The sequence below is a fragment of the Alteromonas sp. CyTr2 genome, assembly GCF_947311905.1.
In the GTDB taxonomy this organism is placed as follows: Bacteria; Pseudomonadota; Gammaproteobacteria; order Enterobacterales; family Alteromonadaceae; genus Alteromonas; species Alteromonas macleodii.
In genome coordinates, this window is sequence record NZ_CAMZMZ010000002.1 from 103373 (window position 1) to 127567 (window position 24195).

Annotated in this window: 22 protein-coding genes and 1 pseudogene; 15 read left to right on the forward strand and 8 right to left on the reverse strand. The window is 44.9% G+C overall.

Going from position 1 to position 24195, the window contains the following annotated elements:
* Positions 1-103 precede the first annotated feature (103 nt).
* On the forward strand, positions 104-1114 hold the full coding sequence (locus tag QME20_RS01870; RefSeq protein ID WP_049585588.1) for a 5'-methylthioadenosine/S-adenosylhomocysteine nucleosidase: 1011 nt from the start codon (positions 104-106) through the stop codon (positions 1112-1114).
* 194 nt (positions 1115-1308) lie between these two features.
* On the opposite strand, the gene QME20_RS01875 is transcribed toward QME20_RS01870, so the two are convergent.
* The gene (locus tag QME20_RS01875; protein WP_014951195.1) at positions 1309-1752 is read right to left on the reverse strand and encodes a DUF2721 domain-containing protein; all 444 of its coding nucleotides are present in this window, start codon (positions 1750-1752) and stop codon (positions 1309-1311) included.
* Between the two features lie 317 nt (positions 1753-2069).
* Between QME20_RS01875 and QME20_RS01880 the strand changes: the two genes are divergently transcribed.
* Positions 2070-4139, forward strand: coding sequence for a TonB-dependent receptor (locus QME20_RS01880; protein WP_187446369.1), 2070 nt, complete (start codon positions 2070-2072; stop codon positions 4137-4139).
* 185 nt (positions 4140-4324) lie between these two features.
* Complete coding sequence (locus QME20_RS01885) at positions 4325-5617, forward strand: NAD(P)/FAD-dependent oxidoreductase (RefSeq protein WP_014951193.1); 1293 nt, start codon at positions 4325-4327, stop codon at positions 5615-5617.
* A 76-nt stretch (positions 5618-5693) separates the two neighbouring features.
* Here the strand turns inward: QME20_RS01885 and QME20_RS01890 are convergent, their stop codons facing one another.
* Positions 5694-6260 (reverse strand): YceI family protein, encoded by a 567-nt coding sequence (locus tag QME20_RS01890; protein WP_281715338.1) that lies wholly within the window; start codon positions 6258-6260, stop codon positions 5694-5696.
* 22 nt (positions 6261-6282) lie between these two features.
* Positions 6283-6810: pseudogene (locus QME20_RS01895) on the reverse strand (cytochrome b).
* Between the two features lie 457 nt (positions 6811-7267).
* Here QME20_RS01895 and QME20_RS01900 point away from each other — a divergent pair.
* The 4 genes from QME20_RS01900 (at position 7268) to QME20_RS01915 (ending at position 9193) form a co-directional block, all read left to right on the forward strand.
* On the forward strand, positions 7268-7501 hold the full coding sequence (locus QME20_RS01900; RefSeq protein ID WP_014977718.1) for a hypothetical protein: 234 nt from the start codon (positions 7268-7270) through the stop codon (positions 7499-7501).
* Positions 7502-7544: 43 nt separating this feature from the next.
* Positions 7545-8108 carry a CBS domain-containing protein gene (locus QME20_RS01905; protein WP_039221649.1) on the forward strand — a complete coding sequence of 188 codons (564 nt, stop codon included), beginning with the start codon at positions 7545-7547 and terminating at the stop codon, positions 8106-8108.
* Positions 8109-8238: 130 nt separating this feature from the next.
* Positions 8239-8685 (forward strand): hypothetical protein, encoded by a 447-nt coding sequence (locus tag QME20_RS01910; protein ID WP_014951188.1) that lies wholly within the window; start codon positions 8239-8241, stop codon positions 8683-8685.
* Positions 8686-8758: 73 nt separating this feature from the next.
* Positions 8759-9193 carry a hypothetical protein gene (locus QME20_RS01915; RefSeq protein ID WP_014951187.1) on the forward strand — a complete coding sequence of 145 codons (435 nt, stop codon included), beginning with the start codon at positions 8759-8761 and terminating at the stop codon, positions 9191-9193.
* 9 nt (positions 9194-9202) lie between these two features.
* Here the strand turns inward: QME20_RS01915 and QME20_RS01920 are convergent, their stop codons facing one another.
* Positions 9203-10132: an alpha/beta hydrolase gene (locus QME20_RS01920; protein ID WP_239257705.1), complete on the reverse strand. Its 930-nt coding sequence runs from the start codon at positions 10130-10132 to the stop codon at positions 9203-9205.
* 146 nt (positions 10133-10278) lie between these two features.
* Between QME20_RS01920 and arfB the strand changes: the two genes are divergently transcribed.
* From arfB to QME20_RS01940, 4 genes are all read left to right on the forward strand, one after another.
* Entirely contained in the window at positions 10279-10695 is a 417-nt protein-coding gene (gene arfB / locus QME20_RS01925) for an alternative ribosome rescue aminoacyl-tRNA hydrolase ArfB (protein ID WP_239257704.1), read from the forward strand.
* 126 nt (positions 10696-10821) lie between these two features.
* Positions 10822-11499 (forward strand): hypothetical protein, encoded by a 678-nt coding sequence (locus QME20_RS01930; RefSeq protein ID WP_281715339.1) that lies wholly within the window; start codon positions 10822-10824, stop codon positions 11497-11499.
* A gap of 123 nt (positions 11500-11622) precedes the next feature.
* The gene (locus QME20_RS01935; RefSeq protein WP_281715340.1) at positions 11623-12702 is read left to right on the forward strand and encodes a hypothetical protein; all 1080 of its coding nucleotides are present in this window, start codon (positions 11623-11625) and stop codon (positions 12700-12702) included.
* 257 nt (positions 12703-12959) lie between these two features.
* The gene (locus QME20_RS01940; protein WP_239257701.1) at positions 12960-13979 is read left to right on the forward strand and encodes an outer membrane beta-barrel protein; all 1020 of its coding nucleotides are present in this window, start codon (positions 12960-12962) and stop codon (positions 13977-13979) included.
* Between the two features lie 41 nt (positions 13980-14020).
* Here QME20_RS01940 and QME20_RS01945 read toward each other — a convergent pair whose 3' ends face one another.
* A complete protein-coding gene (locus QME20_RS01945; protein WP_281715341.1) occupies positions 14021-15436 on the reverse strand; it encodes a S8 family serine peptidase in 1416 nt (471 codons plus the stop codon).
* A 244-nt stretch (positions 15437-15680) separates the two neighbouring features.
* On the opposite strand from QME20_RS01945, the gene QME20_RS01950 reads away from it, so the two are divergent.
* From QME20_RS01950 to QME20_RS01960, 3 genes are read left to right on the forward strand one after another with little or no spacing between them, the layout of a single operon-like run.
* Positions 15681-16178 (forward strand): RNA polymerase sigma factor, encoded by a 498-nt coding sequence (locus tag QME20_RS01950; RefSeq protein WP_239257699.1) that lies wholly within the window; start codon positions 15681-15683, stop codon positions 16176-16178.
* Positions 16175-17014, forward strand: a complete 840-nt coding sequence (locus QME20_RS01955; protein WP_239257698.1) for a DVU3141 family protein — start codon at positions 16175-16177, stop codon at positions 17012-17014. The genes QME20_RS01950 and QME20_RS01955 overlap by 4 nt, the downstream gene beginning before the upstream one ends.
* Entirely contained in the window at positions 17004-17525 is a 522-nt protein-coding gene (locus QME20_RS01960) for a hypothetical protein (protein ID WP_239257697.1), read from the forward strand. Before QME20_RS01955 ends, QME20_RS01960 begins: the two co-directional genes overlap by 11 nt.
* 157 nt (positions 17526-17682) lie before the next feature.
* Here QME20_RS01960 and QME20_RS01965 read toward each other — a convergent pair whose 3' ends face one another.
* The 3 genes from QME20_RS01965 to QME20_RS01975 form a co-directional block, all read right to left on the reverse strand.
* Complete coding sequence (locus QME20_RS01965) at positions 17683-17874, reverse strand: CsbD family protein (protein WP_014951177.1); 192 nt, start codon at positions 17872-17874, stop codon at positions 17683-17685.
* Positions 17875-18076: 202 nt separating this feature from the next.
* The gene (locus QME20_RS01970; protein ID WP_281715342.1) at positions 18077-18850 is read right to left on the reverse strand and encodes a siderophore-interacting protein; all 774 of its coding nucleotides are present in this window, start codon (positions 18848-18850) and stop codon (positions 18077-18079) included.
* Between the two features lie 489 nt (positions 18851-19339).
* Positions 19340-20554, reverse strand: coding sequence for an MFS transporter (locus QME20_RS01975; protein ID WP_080590410.1), 1215 nt, complete (start codon positions 20552-20554; stop codon positions 19340-19342).
* Between the two features lie 1037 nt (positions 20555-21591).
* On the opposite strand from QME20_RS01975, the gene QME20_RS01980 reads away from it, so the two are divergent.
* The gene (locus tag QME20_RS01980; RefSeq protein WP_281715343.1) at positions 21592-24195 is read left to right on the forward strand and encodes an MMPL family transporter; all 2604 of its coding nucleotides are present in this window, start codon (positions 21592-21594) and stop codon (positions 24193-24195) included.

The window sequence follows — 24195 nt, forward strand, 5'->3', positions numbered from 1 at the left end:
TTTCTTTATGTTTTTAAATGGTAAATTATTGAAATTCAGCGTTTCTTTGCCCGATTAAAGTGCTAGTTTAACTATTCACTAACTATGCAGCTGAGAATCGCGAATGAAACAGTTTACTTTGATGATTATTGTTCTGCTCTCCACCTCGTGGATGGGCGGTTGTACTTCTACTAAAACGTCCGATGGCGCTTCATACGGGCCCGCCGCGTTCTCACAGCCTGCGTTTACTGCTGTTACCGTAGCCTACGCACCCGAAATGCAGGGTATCCTTAATCGTATTGAGCAAGATCCCAATGCATCCATTCACACAACCACAACCATCAAAGGCGTTACGTATCGCATAGGTACCTATCACGACGAGCCAATATTAATATTCGCTACTGGAATGAGCATTGCAAACGCTGCTATGACTATGCAGATGGCGTTGGATTACTTTCCGGTTAAGCAAGTGGTTTACATGGGGATTGCGGGAGCGGTTAACCCAAAATGGCAACCGGGTGACGTCATTGTTCCGGCGCGTTGGTACTACCATGATGAGAGTGTGTACACCAATGAAGATCCGAATGCTCCGGGGGAATACATACTGCCTGAATATTATGCAAAGTTCATTGAAGAGCAAGATGAACGCCGCGCTAAAGATCCTCACACACCAAAATATAAGCCCTTTCACTTCATTCATCCTGACGAAGTGCTTATTGTGAAAGAGGGGATGGATAAACCACAAGATACCGCCTATTTCAGCGCGACACCGCGTCTTTTAACTGCGGCGAAACAAGCTATGAGCACTATGCCAACGCAGCGCGTGCTTGGTGAGCGGGATGCCGAGCTCTTTGTAGGCGGAAATGGTATTACCGGGTCTGTCTTTATGGATAACCGCGAGTATCGAAAGTGGACAAGAGACGTGTTCAATGCCGAAGTAACTGAGATGGAGTCAGCCGCAATAGGTCAAGTATGTACCGTTAACGACGTTGACTGGATTATTGTTCGAGCTATTAGTGATTTGGCTGGCGGTCAAGAAGGCGTTAACGTAGAGAACAAGTACGACCAAGAAGTGTCGCGAATCGGCGCTAACGTTCTGTTTTCTGTATTAGATACACTCGCTGAGGACGAGTAGTCGATAGTATGGCAAACATTGAGGCAACGTTGCTTCTTTGCATATGAATGTTAGTTTCAAAACTAAGCCAATCGCGACACCCTAAAAATAAGTAGGCGGATAGAGAAGGTAAACATTACGCTCTATCCGCCTTTTTGGTGTGTCGCTGATGGGATCAATTGAACGCCAGCGAGCAAGCCGTTGTCGATACGTGGCTAACGAATGGTTCTGACCATATTTATGGTGTTAGTCGCAAGTTTTACTTCAACCAGAAAGACAATAAGCGCACTGATTAGAAACATCATAGCCAGTATGAATAGTACGATGACTGGTGTTTTTAAATCGACAACCCATAGAGACCCAGAAAACAGCGCCATAATGACGGTACACACCATCAGTCCAGCGGCGACACACAGCCCAATCGCCCAGTTAATCACTTTTACTCTGCGCCATAGCACCTTAATTTCTTTTTTTGAGCGATCGACAATATGCGGGTCTGATAGAGTATGAATCTGTCTTTCCGCCACCCTCACCCTGTCTGATATTCGGCCCAGCCGAGACGACATAACATTGAGGAAGCCCGCAATACCGGTAAGTAAAAATACGGGGGCAACAGCGAATTCGATAAGCTGTGAAAGACTAGGAATAAGTGTGTCCAATGGTTCCTCCAGCGAACAAAGTTTGGTGTTCTTACTTCAGGCAAAGAGTGATTAACCCATTGCTGCAATCTACTAACGTACTGCCAGTCTATATGCGTTAGATACACGTAAATTAGTATTAATGTATAAAACTAAGACTTGTGTTGTGACAGTAAAGTCTGCGAACTGCAAAGTCTACGCCAACGCTTAAATCAGAGATATGACGTAATGGTCAAAATGCCGCAACAGTTTAGCGAGTTTTAACCCATTCTTGCCTAAATTAACGATACACTAGCATCAGTTGCTAAAAAAACATTTTGTCATCATAAGGATAGATAATGCGCTTTGCCCCAAGCTTTCCTCTGTCGTTGCTAGCTGTGTCTCTGCTATCGCATGCAGCCATCGCTCAACAAACCAATGAAATAGAAAGAATTGAAACCACGTCTTCTCGTATACAGGGAAATATGAATGCTTCCGGTTATGCAGTGTCGTCTATTTCAGAAGAAACGCTTTCGCTGCTTTCATTTCAACATATCCAAGAGTCGCTGAATTACATTGGGGGGGCCGGCGTACAGCGGGGCAATGGGCAAGAGTATTTACCTGCCCTTCGTTCGCCAGTGTTAACCGGCGCTGGAGCGTGCGGCGGAATTTTAGCAGCAGAAGATGGTATTGCGTTGCGCGCAGCAGGTTTTTGCAATATTAACGAGCTGTTTGAAGCACACGGTGAAATTGCACAGCGTATTGACGTGATAAAAGGCCCTGCGTCAGCGCTTTATGGCTCTAATGCGATACATGGTGTGATTAATGTGATTACCCCTGACACAACCCAAGGCGACGGAGAGCTTAGCGTTGATTACGGGTCTTATGGGTTTCATCGCGTAAAGCTTAAAGAAGGGAAAGACTTTGGTCGCAGCGGCGTGGGTATTGCTGCCAGTGTTACCAGAGATACAGGATATCGAAATGAAGAGGGCGTTGACCAAGAGAAAGTCTCGCTTCGCCACAGGCTAGAGTGGGGCAGCACGGTTATCACGAGCGGCCTTACCTATACCCATCTGGACCAAGAAACTGCCGGCTACATCGAAGGGTTTGAAAGCTACAAAAATACACAAATAGCCAAAAGCAACCCAAACCCCGAAGCGTTTCGAAAAGCAGAAAGTTTTAGGCTATGGAGCAAGTTCGATACAAGCTTTAGCGGTGGTCATGCACTGTCGATTACACCTTACTTACGCAACCAGGACATGCGTTTTAGAATGCATTTTCTTCCAGGCAAACCCCTTGAAACGAATGCCCAAAAAGGCGTGGGTGTGCTTTCTCAGTTCCATTACGTCATTAATGACAGCCTAAGTGCAGATATAGGATTAGACGTAGAATACACAGAAGGTGAATTAACCCAGTCACAAGACAGCGCCACAGAAGGGTCAGCCTTTTTGGTTGAAACCATTCCTGCAGGTAAACACTATGATTATGATGTAGATGCCACGCTATTTGCGCCTTTCTTTACCTTTAATTGGCAAGCTGAGCGTTGGGCTATTTCTGTCGGCGGGCGCTTTGAGTCTATGCAATACGACTACACCAACAATATGAATGTTGGTCGTGTACGCGAAGATGGCACACAGTGCGGTTTTGGCGGCTGCAGATATTCCAGACCAGCAGACAGCGAAAATGATTTTGATAACTTTAGTCCGAAGCTTTCACTTCGTTATCAACTTAATCCTCAAACACAGTTATTTGGCGGCATCGCAAGAGGCTATCGCGCGCCTCAGGCAACAGAGCTGTATCGTTTGCAGCGTGCACAGACTGTTACTGATCTTGACTCGGTAACGGCCGATAATATCGAGATGGGCGTTACAGGTACACTATTTGACGGCAGCTATACGCTTAGCCTTTACAGCCTACAAAAAGATAATGTGATTTACCGCGACAGCGACTTTTTCAACGTAAGCAACGGCGAAACGTGGCATAGAGGCGTAGAGCTTACTTTTGACCAACCGTTAAGCGATATACTGCGCTTAGATTTTGCTGGTACATACGCAAGGCATACCTACGAGCACAGTCAGCTCTCAGGTGAACAAGACATTAAAGGTAATGATATTGATACTGCGCCAAAGCTTCAGTTTAACGCTCGTTTAAGCTTTGAGATGTCGAGCAAGGTACAAACGCAGCTAGAGTGGCAGCATGTTTCGAGCTATTTCACCGACGCTGAAAATCTCAACGAGTACGAGGGGCATGACTTGGTACATGCGCGTGTACGCTACAGCGTGAACGAAGACGTTACATTGTATGTGCGGGTTAACAACGTATTTGATACGGACTACGCTGAACGCGCCGATTTTACTAGCTTCACAGGCCCTCGATATTTTCCTGGGCGGCCTCGAAACTTCATGATAACGGCATCGTTCACGTTATAGATTCAAATAAGCAACCGTAATAGATAATTATTAATCTTGAAAATACAGACTATTGCCGTGATTTGCTTGTACCCCAGCGGCATCAGGCGTAGTCTGTAGGCATCAGCATGGGTCTCAGTCACGCCATGTATAGCGCTTGGAAAGGTCAGGCGACATACGTGGAATGATTGTTAATAGGTATACCCATGCAAAAAATAGTAATTGTTGGTGGCGGTGCTGGTGGTCTTGAATTAGCCAGTCGCTTAAGCCGCACCCTCGGGAGAAAGAAACAAGCCGAAATTACCCTCGTCGACCGCAGTCGAACCCATATCTGGAAGCCGCTATTACACGAAGTGGCCGCCGGTGTAATTGATAAGCATTCAGACGGTGTGGACTACGCCATCCACGCTGCAGCTCACCACTACCGCTTTCAATTAGGTGAAATGTGCTCGCTTAACGCGCAAGCGCAAACCATAACTTTGTCGCCTTTAATTGACGAAGAAGGGACTCAGGTTTTGCCTGAACGCGAGATTCATTATGACCAGTTAGTGCTGGCGGTTGGCAGCGTGAGTAACGACTTTGGCACACCTGGCGTTGCTGAGCATTGCTACTTTCTTGACTCGTTAAAGCAAGCTGAACGTTTTCACAGAGCGCTTCTTAATCAACTAATCCGCATCAATCAGCAAGAAGATAAAGACGCCAGAATTGATGTCGCTATTGTCGGGGCAGGAGCAACAGGTACTGAGCTAGCCGCTCAACTTCACCATGTGGCGAATTTGTCCAAGGCGTACGGAATGCCAGACATGTCAGCTTCTCGTCTTAAGATTACGATCGTAGAAGCGGGAGAGCGTATATTGCCTGCGCTACCTGAGCGTATAGCAAACTCTGCAAGAAAAGCGCTGCATAAGTTGGGCGTAGATATTAAAGAGCAAACCATGGTGGCAGAAGCCGACGCGAAAGGGCTGATCACAAAAGACGGTGGTCGGATTGACGCTGATTTAATGGTGTGGGCTGCGGGGGTGAAAGCACCGGACTTCATAACAAAGCTTGCGCTTTTTGAAACGAACAGAGCCAATCAAATTCTTGTTGATAAGCAGCTTCGCAGTTCATCTCATAAGAATATTTGGGTGCTAGGCGATTGCTGCGGTTTCCAGCAGGAAAATGGGAAGTGGGTGCCGCCTCGAGCGCAGTCTGCCCACCAAATGGCGGATATTGTTGCGCATAATATAACGTCGTTATTTAATCAAAAAGACACGAAAGATTTTACTTACAAGGACTATGGATCCTTGGTTCACTTAAGTAAATACAGCACTGTTGGAAGCTTAATGGGCTCACTGTCAAACAGCAGTATGTTCATTGAAGGGCGTCTAGCTAAGTTGGTTTACGTTTCTTTGTATAATATGCACCAGTTTGCAGTACACGGAAAAATTAAAGGTGCTCTAAAGCTCCTTGTGAAGAAGTTAAGTCAGGCCATCAGCCCTAAGCTGAAGCTTCACTAACCACATGTAAAAAAAGCCCCATGTTTGGGGCTTTCTTAAATCATAAATTTAGTTCGCTGGGACTAAATGTAAATAGCTATTGTTTCACGCCTTCAACGTGAAGCTCTAATTCTACCGTTTGCGACGCTGGGCCTAAATCATAGTCGATGCCATAATCTTTAAGTGCAATCGTCGTTGTGCCCATAAAGCCTGCACGATAGCCGCCCCATGGGTCTTTGCCTTCGCCAATCTTTTTGGCTTCAATTGTAATAGGCTTTGTTACACCATGAAGCGTGAAGTCACCCATTACATCCATCATGCCATTGCCTTTATCGACAATTTTTGTGCTGACAAACTTCGCCTCTGGAAAGTCGTCAACGTTTAAGAAATCGTCGCTCTTAAGGTGCTTGTCACGCTCTGCGTGGTTTGAGTCGATACTGTCGGTATCGATAGTCACCAAAATTTTTGCTGCACTAGGTGCTGCGTCGTCGTAACTAAAAGTACCTTTAAAATCGTTGAAGCGACCAGTAAGCCACGAGTAGCCCAAGTGTTGAATTTTAAAGTTGATAGACGCGTGGGCGCCTTTGCTATCAATCACATAATCTGCGGCGTTAGCGGTGCTTAAAGACAGCGCAGCGGCCAAGGCAAGTGTTAACTTCTTCATCATTTCTCCTTTTTCCTCAATATCATCGAAGCCGTAACATCTGCTTCAGTGTGTCATCGTTACTAATAAAGTGGTGTTTCAGCGCAGCCAGCGCGTGAATGATCGCCAATACAATCACCGACCACGCAATATAAAAATGGGCCTCTCCTGCAATGTCTTCTTGATTTTCAAAGAACTCGCCCATTGCAGGTACAGAAAACCAATTAAATACGTCGATGCTTCTTCCATCGGCCGTTGAAATTAAATAGCCGCTCGCGAATAGCATGATAATCAAGGTGTACAGAAGCCCATGACCTATGCGACTTAACCTTTTCTCTAACGGGGTGCCATGTGACGGCGGCCGTGAAGTAACAACGCGCGTGACTAAGCGAATAACAGTGATGGCAAGCAAAATTAATCCAACACTCTTGTGCTAATGCGGTGCCGTCTTATACCAGTCGCTGTAGTATGTGAGGTCGACCATCCACAGCCCTGAAGCAAACATGCCGACAATGGCAATGGCAGATATCCAATGCAAAATAACTATAGGTTTGGACCATCTTGGTTTCATATCACTTCCGTTATTACTTACAATCAGGTTGGTTAGACCTTCAGTTAATCGCGTTATCTCAACCGCTAGATGACTGCTGAAAAAACACCTCATGCATCAATTGAATCTAGTGTATTTCTAATTACGTTGGCTAAACATCACATTTAATGGGAGTGTTCGTTCTTGTTTTTAGAACGAATGTACAGAAAACAACCCACCAAACCTGAGTCGCGACACGGTTAGTTTTCGAAGGCGCGTCGTTTAATGGTCGATAAAATGCGCTAAACACCTCTATTAAACGCGCTAAATACTCTTATAGTTTAAATAGGCAGTAACAAAAGTGACTGCTTTGCTTCAATGTTGTTTAGTTCAGTAGAGGTTGTACGCTTTGCGCGTTTCGTACGTTTTGTTGGCCGTTATTCTGCCAGCGTTATTTTCATCACTAGTATCCGTCTCCGTATTGGGAGAGGGAAGAAGTGTGCAAAATATTGCGGGGCAGTCGAACAGTGCAAATACGCTCTCAACCCTCATTAGCGAATGGGAAAGCTCCGCTTTTGAAGTATCTGACGACGACATTGATGATGGCATTTCGTTTGTCGACATCACCAGCGGCTTGGAAAAATACCGGTTTTCGGCTGGAAAAACGATTGATGCAAAAGCCTTTACTAGGCAGCGCGATAACATCATTCGAGGGCCACCTTCTTTCACTTAATCATTAAAAAACTGAATTTTTTATTTTTGATTAGGAGAAAGGTATGCACGCCTTAAATCTATATAAAACCGAAGCTATCGATACATTGGCATGGCCGGTTGTTGAAAACACCATTACTGTAAAATCATCTGCTATGGCGGTCTTCACTGACTTTAAGCAGCACTTACCACACGTTATTGATGCTCGAACTCCAGCGACGAAAATAGAGTCGATTATGCGTCAGTCTCATGTTCGTATGATGCTGGTGGTAAACAGTGAGAACCGTTTCATTGGTATTGTGACCAGTCACGATGTCGGTGAACAGCAAATCATTCAGCGTGTGAGCGAGCTTAAGGTTAAGCGAGAAGAGCTCACTGTTCATGATTTCATGCGTCCTAAAACCTCGCTCATGTCGTTCGATTTCAGTGAGCTAATACGTTCATCAGTGGGGGACGTGATAGAAACACTCAAAGACTACGGGCAGCACCATTGCCTTGTCATGGACAGAGACAGCCATGAAATTCGTGGCGTAATCAGCGTGAGTGACATTGCTAGAGAGCTGCGTTTGCCGCTTGATATACAGGGCCGCCCTACGTTTGCTGAGCTGATCAACATTCTTGCCGCTTAATTTTCAATTTTCTCAATACTGAACCATACTTTGACTACGTGTTGTTTCAAAACAACTCGTAGTCAAAGGCATATATCGCCTTAACGGTATTTGCTAGCTTAATATTTTATCGAAGTAGTTAGGTGGTTATATGCAGTATGCTCATGGCGAATTTATTATTACACGCTGTGGTGATGCGGTGCTAACGCAAGCTTATGGGCCGTGGAACAGAGAGTGTGTAAATAGCTTTGCCAGTGAGTATCGCACGCTTTCCGAGTGCTTACATGGGAAAGCTTGGTGCGATATTGTTAGTGTTGTTGGCGAATCACTACTCATTCCTGATGCTGAAGCGCTGCTTCACGAACGTGTGGCTTCGGTAAATCCCATAGGGCTCACTCATGTGGCATTAGTGATGGGAGAGTCAAGCGTTCGAGCAACCACGCAGGCGCAACTTAAACGCGTGTATCGCGATACCAATATTGATTATATTTTTGTGGATTCCATAGAAGATGCTGTTGATTGGTTGTCTTCAAAAGGATTTTCCGTCGATAAAGATGGCATCGATTTGCATCGTGAGAAAGTAGCAATGAAGCTGTAGATAAAACTTGGTACGCATTTCGCAACGTTTCATAACATCTGTATAACATTGTTCGATGAAACGAGGCGATATTATGAATAGATCACTATTTCCTACCAGCGTTGTCACGAAAGCCTTCACTTGGGCATACCAGGAACTGGGTTTAAATATCAAGCAAGCTTCTGAAATATTGGGTATTTCTCCATCTTCTTTGGCGCAGACTACGCTACTTGGGTTTGAGAGTGGCACATCAGAGTACAGAAAGCAGCTCGCTTTTATTCGTATGTATCATTTACTCATTTCATTGTCAGATGGGGACAGTGAGCAAATGAAGGCGTGGTTTAGCAGTTACAATATAACGCTGGGCGCGACCCCTTTTGAAATGTGCAAAGCGTATGACGGCATTGAGAGAGTCGCCGATCAGCTTCGCAAACTGAAGCAGTCGACTTATGGTCGAGAGCGCACACTCGCCGTTGTTGAGTTTTCTCATAAAGAGCACGTTGAAAAGGCAGGTGCAAGGCTTCACTAAGCCACTTACTTAAGCGCTTTCGTCAATCGATATTATAAAGTCTGCGCACGCTTGCACCTGAGTAACGGGGATCATGTGGCCAGCGCCAGAAATAATTTTGTGTACCGCACTTCCTATTGCCTTTGTTACCGCGGTGATGTGCTCATCGGGCCTCAAGATAGTATCTTTTTCACCATACAATACCCCAACAGGGCATTGAATCTCTTCATAACGAGTTTGCTGACGGTGCAGACTGCCCTGCGCAGATACTGTATCTCTGCTACCTTCATAAAAGCTTCGAGAGTGAAGCGCTAACAAACCACCGCCTTCAGTTGAAAAGGACGGGGGGACAGGTTCGGGGTGAAAAATTTGCGCGACTTGTTTTCTACCTAACTTTGCACGCAGTGGACTGGCAATGGTTTTTGCAACACTGCTGCGTACCCATTCATTGGGTATGTAAAGCACCGAAAGAGGCCCGGCACCACCTTTTAGTGGTGTAGTTAACGGGCATAGAAGCGAAACCGATTTTATTTTGTCAGGTGCATCGATTGCCATCCTCAGTGCAATTCCTCCTCCCATTGAATGCCCAGCGATGCTCGCACTACCTATTCCCTCTTTTTGCATCCACTCGAGTATCATTTTACTTTGCTGCTCGAAGCTGGCGGATGTGCTTTTGTAGCGGCTCGAAAATCCGCTGCCTGGACGATCAACGGTATAGACCGTGTAGCGGGAAGCGAGGGTTTTTGCTAATTCGCTAAAATTGTTACTATTGCCAAGTAAACCATGAATCAGCACAAGCGCCGGACCGTTTCCTTGCTTTTGCCAGTGAATAATTCCACCATCAACAGGCGTAAGTTTTCCTGATGGTGTGAATGAAGCTTCGATATTGCTGTCCATTTTGGCGGTAAACCAAATAAGCGCTACAACGATACAAATAATGATGAGCAATGCGATGATCATGTTTTATGTCCAAAATAAGGATAAAAAACAACCTATCGGTTAACGCAAAAATGGTCAAGTAAGCAGTAATGATAGTGACCTATAGATGTAGGGCCGCTAGTGCTGCAACGTTAACGTGGTTACGCCATGACGTATTAGGATTTGAGATGGAATTAATAATAACCCCTTCTATCGCGATAGATGAAAGCGAAGCTGAATTGCAAGCTATTCGAGCACAAGGTAGCGGTGGGCAGAATGTGAACAAAGTAAGTAGCGCCATACATTTACGCTTCGACATAAATGGATCATCGCTGCCTGATAAGCTGAAAGAAAAGCTACTTCAGCTTAAAGATAGTCGCGTAACCAACGACGGTGTTTTTGTGCTTAAAGCGCAAAATTATCGAACGCAAGAACAAAACAGAGAAGATGCGCTAGCGCGACTTGTTGCGTGGATAAAGGCTGCGACAATTGAACAAAAACCGCGCATAAAAACAAAGGTGAGCCGTGCGGCAAAAGCACGTCGTGTAGATGTAAAAAAACAACAAGGTGCTAAAAAATCTATGCGTAAGAAAGTGGAATTTTAAACAAAACTAATCTAAAGTATAAAGCCTTATAGATGTCATTTCGCAAGACAACGGAAAATTCTTACAATAATAAATGAATGTGTCTTGTGCTTATGCTAATTATTGGAACTTAGGGAAGCATACAAAGTGACGCGTTCGAACGTTATTCCTATGGTGCTATTTGCAGCCATAGTGGTTTCGCTTGGGATTAATACACCGCAAGCCGCAAACGAGATTATTGCTCGTTTGTTCAACAAATCTATTTCTAATACTGAACTACAGCCTTCACAGGCTGATGTTGACCGTTTTCAGTCTATTTTAACTGACAAGTCTGAGAAAGAAGTACGAGCTATTTTAGCTCAGCGTGCACTTGGTAATAAAATTACTGAGTCTGTACTTTCAGATTTTGCCGATAAAAATGCGATAGTGCCAAATGAAAGCGAAATTCAATCTGCGTATTCTGTAATAAAATTATGGACCGTTGATTTGGACAGCGATGGCGCCTATCGAGATGAAGAGCTAGAGCGTTACCGTTTGGCAATGGCGGAAGGCATGGCAAAAAGCTGGAAAGTATCGAAAGCCCTTTACGAAGCGTACGGCGGAGATGTGGTTTTTCAACAGGATAACCCGTTAACACCGGTAGGAGCTTATCAAAAACTGTTTGAACAGTATCGCGAAAAGGGTGAGTTTGTTATTTACGACCCTGCTTTCAAAGCTGCGTTTTGGAGTTCAGTTAAAATGAAATATGCCAAAACTTACGACCCAGATAATATAGATTTTTCACTTCCCTGGTGGGAAAAGAGCATGACTGCTTCAGAAAAATAGTTCGAAAAGCCCTGTTTTTACAGGGCTTTTTTAATTCTTTTAAAAAAATCAAACCCAGTGCGGAATAAAAACTTTTCTTCAATCGTTATCTCAGTGTCCTTTATGAAAAACGGAGATAAACGGATGAAAAAGTTAAATACTGCAATTGCACTGGCTTTAGGTATCGCTTCAACATCAGTGTTGGCTCAAGAAACTGCATTTTCTGCGAATACTTCAGCTAATGCATCGACTTCTGCATCGCTTTCAATTACAAACGGTGCAAACTCACAATCTGCTACTCAAGCTAATACGCAGACTTCTGCTGAAGGTGAAGCCTTTACGCAAAGCCAAGCGTCTACCGAAAATTCAGCTAACGCTAGCGGACAATTTTCGGCAAGCCAGTCAGGTGATGACCTATCTACCGTTCAGGGATTGAACCAAGTGTCTGAGCTAGCCCCTGAAGAAGAGGGTGAAGAGAACGCTGACCAAGCAACACCAAACGAAGTGGCGCAAACGTCTACGTCAAACGCCAGTTTGTTAGCAAATAGCACTCAGCAGCTTTCGACAGCAGCAGCGGCATCTTTGTTATCAACTTCGCAAGCTTCGGTTGATTGTGCGGTGTCTGCAGCATCAGAAACAGCAAATACCATGACAGCGTCGGTGTCAGGAACGGTGACAAACAGTTTGTCTGGTTCTTTATCTGCGCTTTCATCAACTTCGGCAAACACAGACCCAAGCGGTGAAGCAGAAAGCGCTACACAAACTGCGACACAGGGTGCGGAAGTAAACCAAATAAGCACCCTAGCTAACAGTAACGCGGTAAATACCGCAGGTGGCTCGCTAACGGGAGGTGTAAGTGGCGCGCTCACTAATACTTTACAGGCCGCCGCAGGCAATAGTGTATCAAGTGCGGCAGAGAGCACGGCTGCAGGCACTATTGAAAGTGCAGTAGACGGCGGCGTAACTAATACAGTGACCAGTGCTGTAACTGGAACGATTGGCACCGCTGTCGAAGGTACGGTTACTGATACGGTAGCAAGCTCTGTAGAAGGTGCAGTTTCAGGGACTGTCGAGCAAACTGTGTCAGCAACAGTTGGAAATACTGTAGCAAATACGGTGGAAAGCTCAGTAAATAATACAGTGACGAGCTCGGTAGAAAGCGCCGTAACAAGCACGGTAAACGACAACGTTACATCAAGTATCTCAGGCGCTCTAGGCCTTTAACATCTTGGCCAAAACCAATAGGTGGGAGCCGAGCAATCTTGAGCTAGCGCTTTAGATAGCCACCTTAAAATCTGAGAGCGGCTTGCCTAAGTAGAAAGGCAAGCCGCAATCTAAGGTTCTGGCTATACGTACGGATGCATTATCTGTTTATTCTCAGTCAAACCGTACGTCTCAAGTCAATTCTCATGTCTCCCCTTACTTGAATAGAGCAAAACAGTAATCGCTAAGACTTATTTTCTCTGTGGTAGGTAAAAACAATGAACACGAAAATATCTCAACATTCATTCACGACATTTATTTCTACCTTTGGTAGCTACCAACGCCTTTCTATTGCCGTTACCGCTGCTTTACTCGGCTGTAGTGCTGCCTATGCGAGCGCTGAAAGTCAGTCAAAGGCTGCTGAAGGTGCAAGCAATACAAGTGATAAGCATCAAATAGTTTCATTCTCAGGTTTTGGTTACATAGGCTATCGCAATGATAGTAATGTGAGTGTAAGCGAGTTAGATACGAACTCAGATGTGGCAGACGGTGCGGTACAGTCAGAAGCGCAGCTAAAGGTGTCAGTGAAGCCCACTGAGAAGTGGGAAAATGTACTGTCGGTAAGTCAGGCTAATACCAACTATCAAACACTAAGCGAGTTTGACCTTGGCCTTACCACTTTGTCTGCAAGCACTAGCTATGCGTTTGATTTCGCGAAGCTAGGTACGCACTACTATCACGCTAGCGCAGAACTTGATGGACGCGATTTTCTCACTTATCAACAATATGGGCTATCTGCGGGAAAACTACTGGGCCAGCGCACGTATTTGCGCGTTAGTAGTGATCTTATCGACAAACAGTTCGAAAACACACCTGAGGATGCGCCGATTAGAGATAGCGACGCTATCGCCGTACGCAGTGATCTATTCTACTTTTTTGAAGGAGACGACTTTTTTCAAATCGCACTTAAGTATCAAAACGAAGATGCTCAAAACAATGTGTTCGACTACACAGGTAAGGGGGTAGATTTTGCGTACACCTATCCCATAGCGATGTTCAGTAAACCTCTGAAGCTTAAGGTTGCCTATCAACTTGATGTAAGGGATTACGCTTCAGAACAAGATGGAGGCATTGGTAGGGAAGACGACAGGCATATTGTTGAGTTAAGTGCAGACTACGCTGTTCACAGCAATGTTGATATAAAACTGTCTACCCAATACGGCGACTACGCGTCTAGTGTAGATGATGCAAACTACCAAGAAACCATTGCTGAGCTAGGCATTAACGTTCATTTTTAGTGAACGTTAATGTAAATCATATGATGAACGGTGTTTTTAACTTAAGGCAATATGCCAAAACCAAATACGCTGTCCCGCCCAGGCGTTCCTGCGTCTATGGCTAATTGTTGCAGCTTTATCAGGGCAGCGTTCCTTTCTTTCTCTTTGCGTAAATAGCACGCATACAAAGCGGTGACACGGGGTGATGCCATAGAGGTTCCCGTCTGCCTAACTGTTTTCCCATTGGGGTGTGCGGCATCTACCGATACGCCAAATGCAGCAAAATCCACATAATCACCTTGATTCGCCCATCGATAAATTACATTAGACTTATCAACGGCCGTAATGCCCAACGTTTCTGAATAAGCGGCGGGGTACAAGGGCAAAGAGGCTGGGCCTTCATTGCCCACGGCTGCAATGACTTGAATACCACTTTCATCAAGCTGTTTTATCACCCGCGCTAAAACCGGGTTGTCAGGCCCTGCTAAACTCATATTTATGGCGTCTACGTGCTGTGATGCAAGAAAGTTTAGACCTTCAATCAACGACATCAGCGTGGCGCCTTGGCTAACACTATTACGTGAATAAAAAACACTGGCATTAAACACCTGACTTGAATCGGACAATGATGCCGCCAATAAGCTAGCTACCGCTGTACCGTGGTCAGACGAAAACGCCACGGTATTTTCTTGGGGATCCGCAGGCTTTATACCTGTTTTTTCAGCTGTACCCTCGTCATCTGCGTTGCTATCTCGATTCTGACCAACGATGAAAGACGCTTGTGTTAAATCAATGTGTGAGAGCAATGGATGGGTTGGCGCTACATGGGTATCAACCATTCCAATGCGCAGCGGTATGGGACAGGTTTCCAGTTCGTTGGCCTCATTTTTAGTTTCAAATTCTTGAGTCAATTCATTGGTTGGGGACCTGCTCTGCGATAGATAGATATGGTTCCGACCTATTTGAGACCGTAGATTGTGTGGCAAACTGTTGCGAATATACGACACGTCATCTTCATTTCCCGTGACTTTAACTTTATAAAGCCACTGGGAGAGCGCGGGTAAATACTGAGCCTTTTGAATCGTTATATTTGCGCCTTGGAAGTGCACTCTGTCGGTTTCTTCACCTAAAAAAAGCCATTCTTTTTCAACAGCAAGAAAGCCACCTTCAACGGTTACTTCCTTAACAACCACTTGGCCAGACGCTGATAAAATGTTTGTCGCAGCGGGGGGAGTAAATTGAGGTGTTGGTATGCCGCTAATAACGTCTGAAGCCAGCGTAGACACGTTGCTTACACCTTCTACAGATGATTGCACTTTCCGTCTTGCTTCCTCACGAATAGCTTTTAAATCAGAGGGCGTTCTATCTATTACAGGACGCACGGGAGACACCACTTGATTCAATGTTCCCGCTAGTTGGGCTTGCGATATTGAAGCCGCAAACAAACCAACAAATCCCATAATAATTGTGTACTTCATTTTGCTACCTTTACTTTAACGTTGGCGCAGTTTGATGCTGTAAGAAGGAATGGCATAAATTGTGCCATGGCTCTTATCACTGCCTAATAGTGTAGTGACGAATAGATAGAAAAAAAATTCCAATACGAGCCCGAAGATCTACGCGTTTTAACTTAATAAAAAAATTCTTAATACGTGGAATAAAAATAGTTGTGGCTCGTTAACAGGATATAGACAACGGAAATCCTCACAAAGGTACATGAAAATGAAAGATGAGTTGACTGAACTCGTCCCGTCGTTGCGAAAATTCGCATACTCGTTGACGGGTAACATGCATGATGCTGATGATTTACTTCAGAACACCCTTGAACGGCTATTGAGTAAGCCGCTTCCTGAACAAGTTACGCTAATGGCGTGGGCATTTAGAGTGTGCCGAAATTGTTGGATAGACGAATATAGAGCGAAGAAAGTGAGAACCAACGCAACCGATGCACTTTCTTACGAAACGCAATCAGCAAATAGCAATACTGATCTGGATGACGCGGTCACTCAGACTATTACGCTAAAACAGGTATCAAGTGCCATGGACGAATTACCTTGTGAGCAAAGAGAAACCCTTTCCTTAGTTGCAGTACAGGGAATGAGTTACTCTGATGCTTCGGAAGTGTTACAGGTTCCTACTGGGACCATCATGAGCCGGCTTGCCAGAGCGAGAGCAAAAATATCAAATTTACTTAATGGCCAAAACGAGGTGTTATCGTGATCTTAACTGACGAAAAACTCTCTGCATTTTTAGATGGTGAGCTAGACACTGCTGAGATGGACCTGGTTCGTGAAGCGATAGCGCATGACGTTGCCATTTCTGACCGGCTCGCCGCGCTTGCTGAGGTCGATAGAGTGGTAAAAGCGGCGGCAGAAAAAGCGACAGCAGTGGCGTTACCTAAAGAAATAGTGGCACTTTTGAGTGATGAAAACCGCCAAAGCGATAAAAGTGAAGCACAGGCAACAGATGTTAGATTAGAGCGCGAAAGTACCACAGAGCAATATTCAACGGAAAATGTAACGCCGTTTCCGCAGAAGGCGAGCTCGATTAACAGTGCGCAGCAAAATCAGACAAAGTGGAAGGGACCCTTCGCCATTGCTGCAAGTGTGGCGGTATTAGCGGGCTTAGTGTTCTTTAATCAGCAGGGCGCTGAAACAACGCAGCCTACACATTGGGCAAACGTATCGTCGGTGCTGGACAGCAACCTAACTGGTGAAGCAACCACCTTTGACACAGGTGTTACGGTTACACCCCAGTTGTCTTTTGTAAATACGGATTTTAATTACTGCCGACAGGCTGAAGTGGCATCTCAAGATGAACTAAATGTAATGATCGCTTGTAAAGATAAACAAGGTGCGTGGCAGCTTGCCGCTAGCAAATTGGACGAGCTAGGTGAGAATGCAGGTCAATATCAAACCGCCACTAGCGCTAAAGTAATGGAAGAAGAGTTAGACAAAATGATGGCATCTGCGCCATTAAACCGAGAGCAAGAGAAAAACGCAATTGAAGCAACCTGGCTAGCTGACAAGGCCGAAGGAGTAAATGATGAAAACTAAAATTATGTTAGTACTTGCGGTATTAATTATGGCGGGCTGCGCCAGTCAACCAGATTATAGACAGGCCCAAAAAGGCGGCTTTGGCTACACGGAAAGTAAGTTGAGTGATACCCAATATCGCGTGCATTTCAAAGCGAAGGGGTCTGATAAAGGCAAGGCGATGGATTACGCCATGCTCCGTGCTGCCGAACTTACGTTATTAGAAGGTTACGACTGGTTTGTAGTGACTGACCGAGAGACCTTAGTAGATAAGGAGACCGTGCAAACCACACCTACCGCAGGCTTTAGCCAGCGATATGCACGGGTTACCGAGTGCGGTGTGCTCACTTGCAGAACGTCCTACCACCCTACTACCCAATTCGAAACGGGTGTATTTGTAGGGGGCTCTCAGCAAAGTGAGATCGAAAGTATCTTGAGCATTGAGATAGGCAAAGGTACGCGTCCAACGTCGGCAACGAGCTTTGACGCAAGGGAAGTTCGCGATAACTTACAGCCTAAGACGGAAGAGTGATAAAAAATCAAAGGGCATAACCTCCCTTGACTACGACACAAATAAAAAGGGCCGCTGCATTATGCAGCGGCCCTTTTAGTAGCAGTAAAGATTAACAACACAGTGATACCAGATTGTTATACTGCCAGTGTCTTAATTCATATAATGAAGACGGCGATTAATTAAAATAACCATCGACCTCTTTTTCAGCTTCGTCACGGCTTTTGCCATAAGCTTGTTGAATCTTACCTACTAATTCTTCACGTCGACCGTCAATTACATCTAGGTCGTCATCGGTAAGTTTGCCCCACTTTTGCTGCACCTTACCTTTCATTTCTTTCCAATTACCTTCAATACGATCACTGTTCATAACTTGCTCTCCTTATCCAAACAATTGGTTGAAAAAACTGGCGGAATTAATTGGCCAGTTATTTTCTTAGCAGCAAATGCTGTTCCATTGTGTAGGTATATGAAAGTATTGAATTTGTTGTTTATGAAAATTCTGCCGTACTGTTGTTTTTTACGCAGAATTTACAAGTTCTTGCAAAGCCTACAGGAAGCATAGTCATCAACTAGGCCAAGGTTTTAGCATACGCTTCACTGTCCTGTCTTTTTTCTATTTTATGTTGATCTTCGCTGCGGCCTTTCTTCCAGTAGCTGCTAATGTAAATATTCTCGTGCGCCACGGATTTCTCGTCCTTGAGCCATGCCCGAATCGCCCGCATATCAGAAAATTCACACGCCACCCAAACTGTGGGGTTTCCGTCGAGCCAAGTTAACTGGTCAAGGCGGGAAGGTAAAGATTGCTCATGTTCCCATATCACCGTTACTCCTTCGGGCTTCTTAAGTGTAACCGCATCCTTTTCGTCTTCAATTTTAATCACGGCGTAGCCTTTGGTTTGCACAGGAAGCTCGGCGAGGTGATTTCTAATACTAGGAAGCGCTGTCATGTCGCCAGCCAACAGTATCCAATCATATTGCTCGCTGAGTCCCTTACTAGAACCGGGCCCTGCGAGCGTGATGATGTCGCCAGGCTTTGTACTTGTCGCCCATGCCGACGCAGGGCCAGTTTTACCACCATCGGCATAGATAACCATATCCAGAATCATTTCAGGCTTCTCTGCGTCAAAGTGCGCAACCGTATAGGTGCGCATTGCCACTTGGCTCGTATCTGTGGGGCGTTTCAGCGGGTTTCCTTCTAGGTCGAACATAAGTTTAATGTACGCACCTGCAGTAACCGAGGGAAAGGTAAGAAGGTCTTCCCCACTAAGGTGTACACGCTGCATATTTGGGGTAATTCGGACTGATTGGGTGACAATAGCTCTGCGAGGTTGCGGTTTAGACATTAGCTTACTCCTGTGATCTTGAGTAGCTATTCTATTTAGAAATAATTCTCATTTCCATTTCTAAAGGTGAAATGATCAGGATTGTTTAGTTCTATTTTTTAGATTAACTGACCGGTCTTGAGAGAAACTAATACAAATAAAATAGATAGGTGTACGTTGGATTAGTACTATAACAATAAGCGAGAAATACGCACTGGAAAAGGAAAGACTAGAGCAAAAGAAAAGGGGCTAAAAAGCCCCTTAAAAAACCACAACATAACTTGGAAAACACATTTACACACCACAAAGACGCACACTCAACGACTTCATGTATAAGTTAAGATAGCCTAATTATAAAAAGGTTCCGCTTTTTTAAAAATAAAAGGTAAAAAAATAGATACCTTTGAAATAGGCGTATTCCTGTCACCTGTCAGGCTGGCATTAATTCGCTAAGGCCTGTTTAGCTTTGATGACGAATTGGGCCAAATGTATAGCAACGGTTAACAGGCCCTAGCCAACGTGTCTTATTCTTCGCAATGTTATGTAGACGACGCACGTGGTTGCTGCGATTAGCGCTGACGCTATAGCGAACGGAAGCGCGATATCCAGTTGGTAAATGAAAGCTGCCAGTGGCGGACCTATTACGTAGCCCATGGCAGTCGTTGCTGTGATTAACCCAGTGATTGTGGCTTGTTGAGAGGGGGCGCAGTAGGTCGTTGCTGCAGCTGCCAAAGATGGGTAGGCCATTCCCATACCTAAACCCATTAATGTCATGGCCGCATAAAGCATAAATAACGAATGTTGAAGAAAGAGCAGCAAGTAGGCTAAGCCCAATAGCGGAAGCGCGATAGTGATCATCGCTTCTTTGCTTATTCGGCCTTTTTGTACCCACCCAAATTGGGCTGTGAGAGACGCGGCAGCACTGACCATCATCGCGAAACCCACTTGCCGAGCAGCGTCTACGGGTGAATAGTCGTAAAAATCGATAAAAAAGAAACCCAGTGATTGCTGCATCATCGCCATTGCGCAAAATACACAAATACATGCAGCGACGAATACATAAGGTACTTTGCTAGGCGCTTGGTTATTGTCGCTAGTCTGCTGAGCGTTTTTTTGCTGAGACAAAGGCGGCAGAACAGGTAGCTTAAAATATACCAATGTAAGCGCCAGTAAGGTTAGCAACACGATGCTGTACAACGGTGCCAATAAGCCAAAACCGACTAAAAGCCCAGCGTAGGCGGGCCCCACAATTTGCCCTACGTTGCTTGCAGAGGTGACTTTGCTGATTGCACTTACTCTACTTTGGGGCGTACTGATGGCGACGGCGTAACCTACCGCAGAAGGCGGAGTTGCAGACATAATGGTTGATTGCAGACTTCGGCTTATCAACAATGCCAAAAACAAATTGGTGCCGCTTATAATGCCAGAAAATCCTGCCATCCATGCACTAGCGAAGGCAAATGTGCCCAAGCTATAACCCGACAGACCAACCATTAAAATACGTTTAAAGCCCGCACGCTTAGCGACTTTGCTCCACACATTCGTACCGAACGCAAAGATAAGTGCAGAGCTAGACATAATAGTGGCAATGTGGAATTCAGAAAGGTTCGCCTGTCGCCCCATAGAAGGGAGTGTGGTAAGCATTACGCTTTGGCCAACAGACGTAGCGAGCAACGCACAAAAAAGAACTCTAAAAACGATAGTAGATGCAGACGGCGAAAGCACGCAGGTAGCCCTTTTGGTAGGCGATAAAGAAACAACACAATTTTATCACAAATGAAGATAAAAAAATGCCCGCCAAAGGCGGGCCAAAATCAGAGGTATGTAAAGGCCGGGATGGGCCTTTGAGGGGAGAGGGTAGTCGTCGGATGACAACTCACTAATAACATCGACGACATTACCAGTGTCCTCACTATGGTCTCGCTGAAGCAACACACACGTACATTCAACGAATCCAAATTGGGTCAACAATCCCTTGCTGCACGAGACATCACTGTCGGTGCTTGCGATGTAGGTACTCAGAGCTTGTTTGCAATCCTTATGAAACAAGTGCCTTGCATCCTGCGAGTTTAATTAGGTTGTCTTTTACCTAACCTCATCATCGACCAGCAATTTAACGAATCTTCTACAGGCATCCATTAGCTACAATTCTGACACATCCGTTTTTCCTTGGTGACACACTCCATGCACTTCCCATGTCGTCACCTTCAGTATTTGTCATCTACGCAATTTGGCCTCTCCGTCGCTAAAGCTGTCCTAGCTACAAACTGCGTTCTGTATTTATCCGTTAGTCTAATGTATGCGTGATCTGTGCCAAACCTTAAATTCAGTTTAGAATAATTTAAATTGCTGATTTTTATGGTTTATTTTTATTTTTGGACAGCGGGTAGCTCGTATTTGAAAAACTAAGGTTGAGTAGGTATGTAGTTTTTTCTCGGTGGTGTGTAGCGTTTTACAAACACTTTTCTTTTCTCTGTGTTACTCGTCGCATTGCTCTTGATCTTTTCTAAAAATACATTAGATTATTTATATATTAGAAATATCTAATTTAATGCTGTGTCCCATAAACGCTGTGGCCCATAAATGTACCCATTGTTTTTGCTAACGCAGGTAGGCGTTGTGAAATGTTCTTCAGAGCAAAGGTCATGGTTTGTGAAAGTGGAGCGCCACTCAACACGCCAAGGAAACACAGTGGATGGAGTTAACCCAGTCGTATCACGATTAGAGGGAATCAATGTATTTCCTAGTAGGAGTTCATAGCTATGTTCACGGCAGTTATTGAAAAATTACTGTTCCTATCTACCCAGAAAGGTAAGTGGGTTTATGCCGCTTTACTGTTGGCTGTTGTCTTTTGCGCTTATCAAATGCGGCTAATTACGATAGATACCGACCCAGAGAATATGCTTGAAGCCAATCACCCTGCTCGCGTTTTTCATAACGATGTGAAGCATACTTTTGCTATGCACGACGCGATAGTGGTGGGGGTTATAGCATCACCGGCCAATGAAACAGCCACTCAAAATGCTGCTTTAAGTACCAATAAAGGCATCTATACACCAAACAACCTGCAAGCAATAGACGGTGTTACCCAGCAAATATTAAACACTGAGGGTGTTATTGCTAGAGATGTCATGTCGTTTTCAACAGTGGACAATATCACTCAAGGTGACAACGGTGAGCTCAAGTTCTCTTGGATGATGTCACCAGCCCCATCATCGCAAGAGGAAGCCGATTACATTGCTGATGCTATTGCACGCCTTCCAATGTTACAGGGGAGCCTGGCTTCTTCATCACACAATGCTGCGGCTATCTATGTGCCCATTAAAGATAAAAATGAGAGCTTTCGTATTGCGGAAGACATTCGTGCCTATATTGGCGCGAATACAATAAACGAAACATTGCAGTGGCACATAACAGGACTCCCTGTTGCTGAAGATCAGTTCGGCGTTGAAATGTTTATTCAAATGGCAATTTCAGCGCCAGCTGCGGGACTAATGATTTTTATCCTCCTCTTTGTCTTTTTCCGCAATTTTACGCTGATTACCGCCCCGATGGTGGTGGCAATGGCAACGGTAATTATCACAATGGGGGCGCTAATCGGCTTAGGTTTCACTGTGCACATCATGTCATCCATGATTGCCATATTTTTGATGCCTATCGCTGTTGTTGACTCGGTGCACATATTGTCTGAGTTTTCAGACCGCTATAAACCAGGTCAAAAGGCCGATCAAGTGATTACCACAGTGGTTGAACACCTATTTCAGCCGATGCTGTTTACGTCGCTGACCTCTGCGGCAGGGTTCTATTCACTTATGCTAACTCCCATTCCACCCGTACAGATTTTCGGTGCTTTCATTGGCTCAGGTATTCTGTTGGCTTTCGCTATTACGCTTACCTTTATACCTGCTTATATATCAAGAATGTCGCCAGAGGCGCTCGCAAAATTGCAGTCTGCACTGCACGCCGATGCCAATACCTCATCAATGAAAACAACATATTTACAGCGATTTGTGTACGGCATTCGCACCCTAGCGCTAAATTATAAAGGGGCATTACTCGTTGCGTTTATGGTGATTTCAGCAGTATCAGTGTGGGGTATTTTCCAAATACAAATTAACGACAACCCTGTGCGCTGGTTTAAAGAAAATCATGAAATTCGCGTAGCCGATAAGGCGCTTAATAAGGAGTTTGCGGGTACGTATAACGCGTACATTGTTATTGAAGATACCCGCAAGCTGAAAAGTGCACGTGAAATACTGCTAAGTGCAGTGTTGCCCCCTTCATTAGATGAATGGCGTGAAACAACCCTCGATACACTAAACAATGAAAATGCCGGCAATAATTTTGAGACTCTCGCATTTGCCGTCGATGATGCATTATTTGGTGATCTTGATAGCGACGAATATGACGCTTTAAATCGATTGCTTTCAAGCATTGATGAAATTAAAGGCACAAGCAAAACGTTTCAACAGCCCGATAATGTAGCGCTGCTTTCAGACCTGCAAAATTACCTAAGCACTCAAACGCTGGTGGGTAAAACTCAGTCCCTCAGTGATGTGATTAAAGTGGTTAACCGAGAGCTGCATTCGGGCAATGACAGCGACTATGAGTTACCTAATACTCAGCCGGCGATAGCTCAGACGCTCTTGCAATATCAGTCCTCTCATAGGCCTCAAGACTTGTGGCATTTCGTGACACCAGACTATCGTAAAACCTTGGTGTGGCTACAACTATCCAGTGGTGACAACCAAGATATGACAAAGGTAATTGAGTTAGTCGAATACTACTTCGCTCAACACCCACTGCCTGATGGCCTGACATATCAATGGGCAGGTAAGGCATATCTAAATGTGGTATGGCAGGACAACATGGTTGCAGGCATGTTAGACAGCTTACTTAGCGCCTTCATTATTGTTTTTGTGATGATGGTATTGCTGCTGCGCTCACTGATATTCGGTGTATTAGCCATGCTGCCCCTTACTATAACTATCACCTTTATTTACGGTGCTATTGGCATTGTAGGTAAAGATTACGATATGCCTATTGCCGTGCTTTCAGCCCTGACATTGGGTTTGTCGGTAGACTTTGCCATTCACTTTCTGGCTAGAGCCAAAGAGATTTACAAGCAAACGGCTAACGTGAGTAAAACGTTTGATGCCATGTTTGAAGAGCCTGCTAGCGCTATTACTCGTAATGCGCTGGTCATCGCGCTTGGCTTTACGCCGCTGCTTTTAGCACCACTTGTGCCTTACATCACCGTGGGCATTTTTCTGGCAAGTATCATGTTTATTTCAGCACTCGTTACGCTGCTGGTGTTGCCAGCTGCTATGACGTTGCTTAAACGTTGTGTTTTCAAGGAGGCCTAA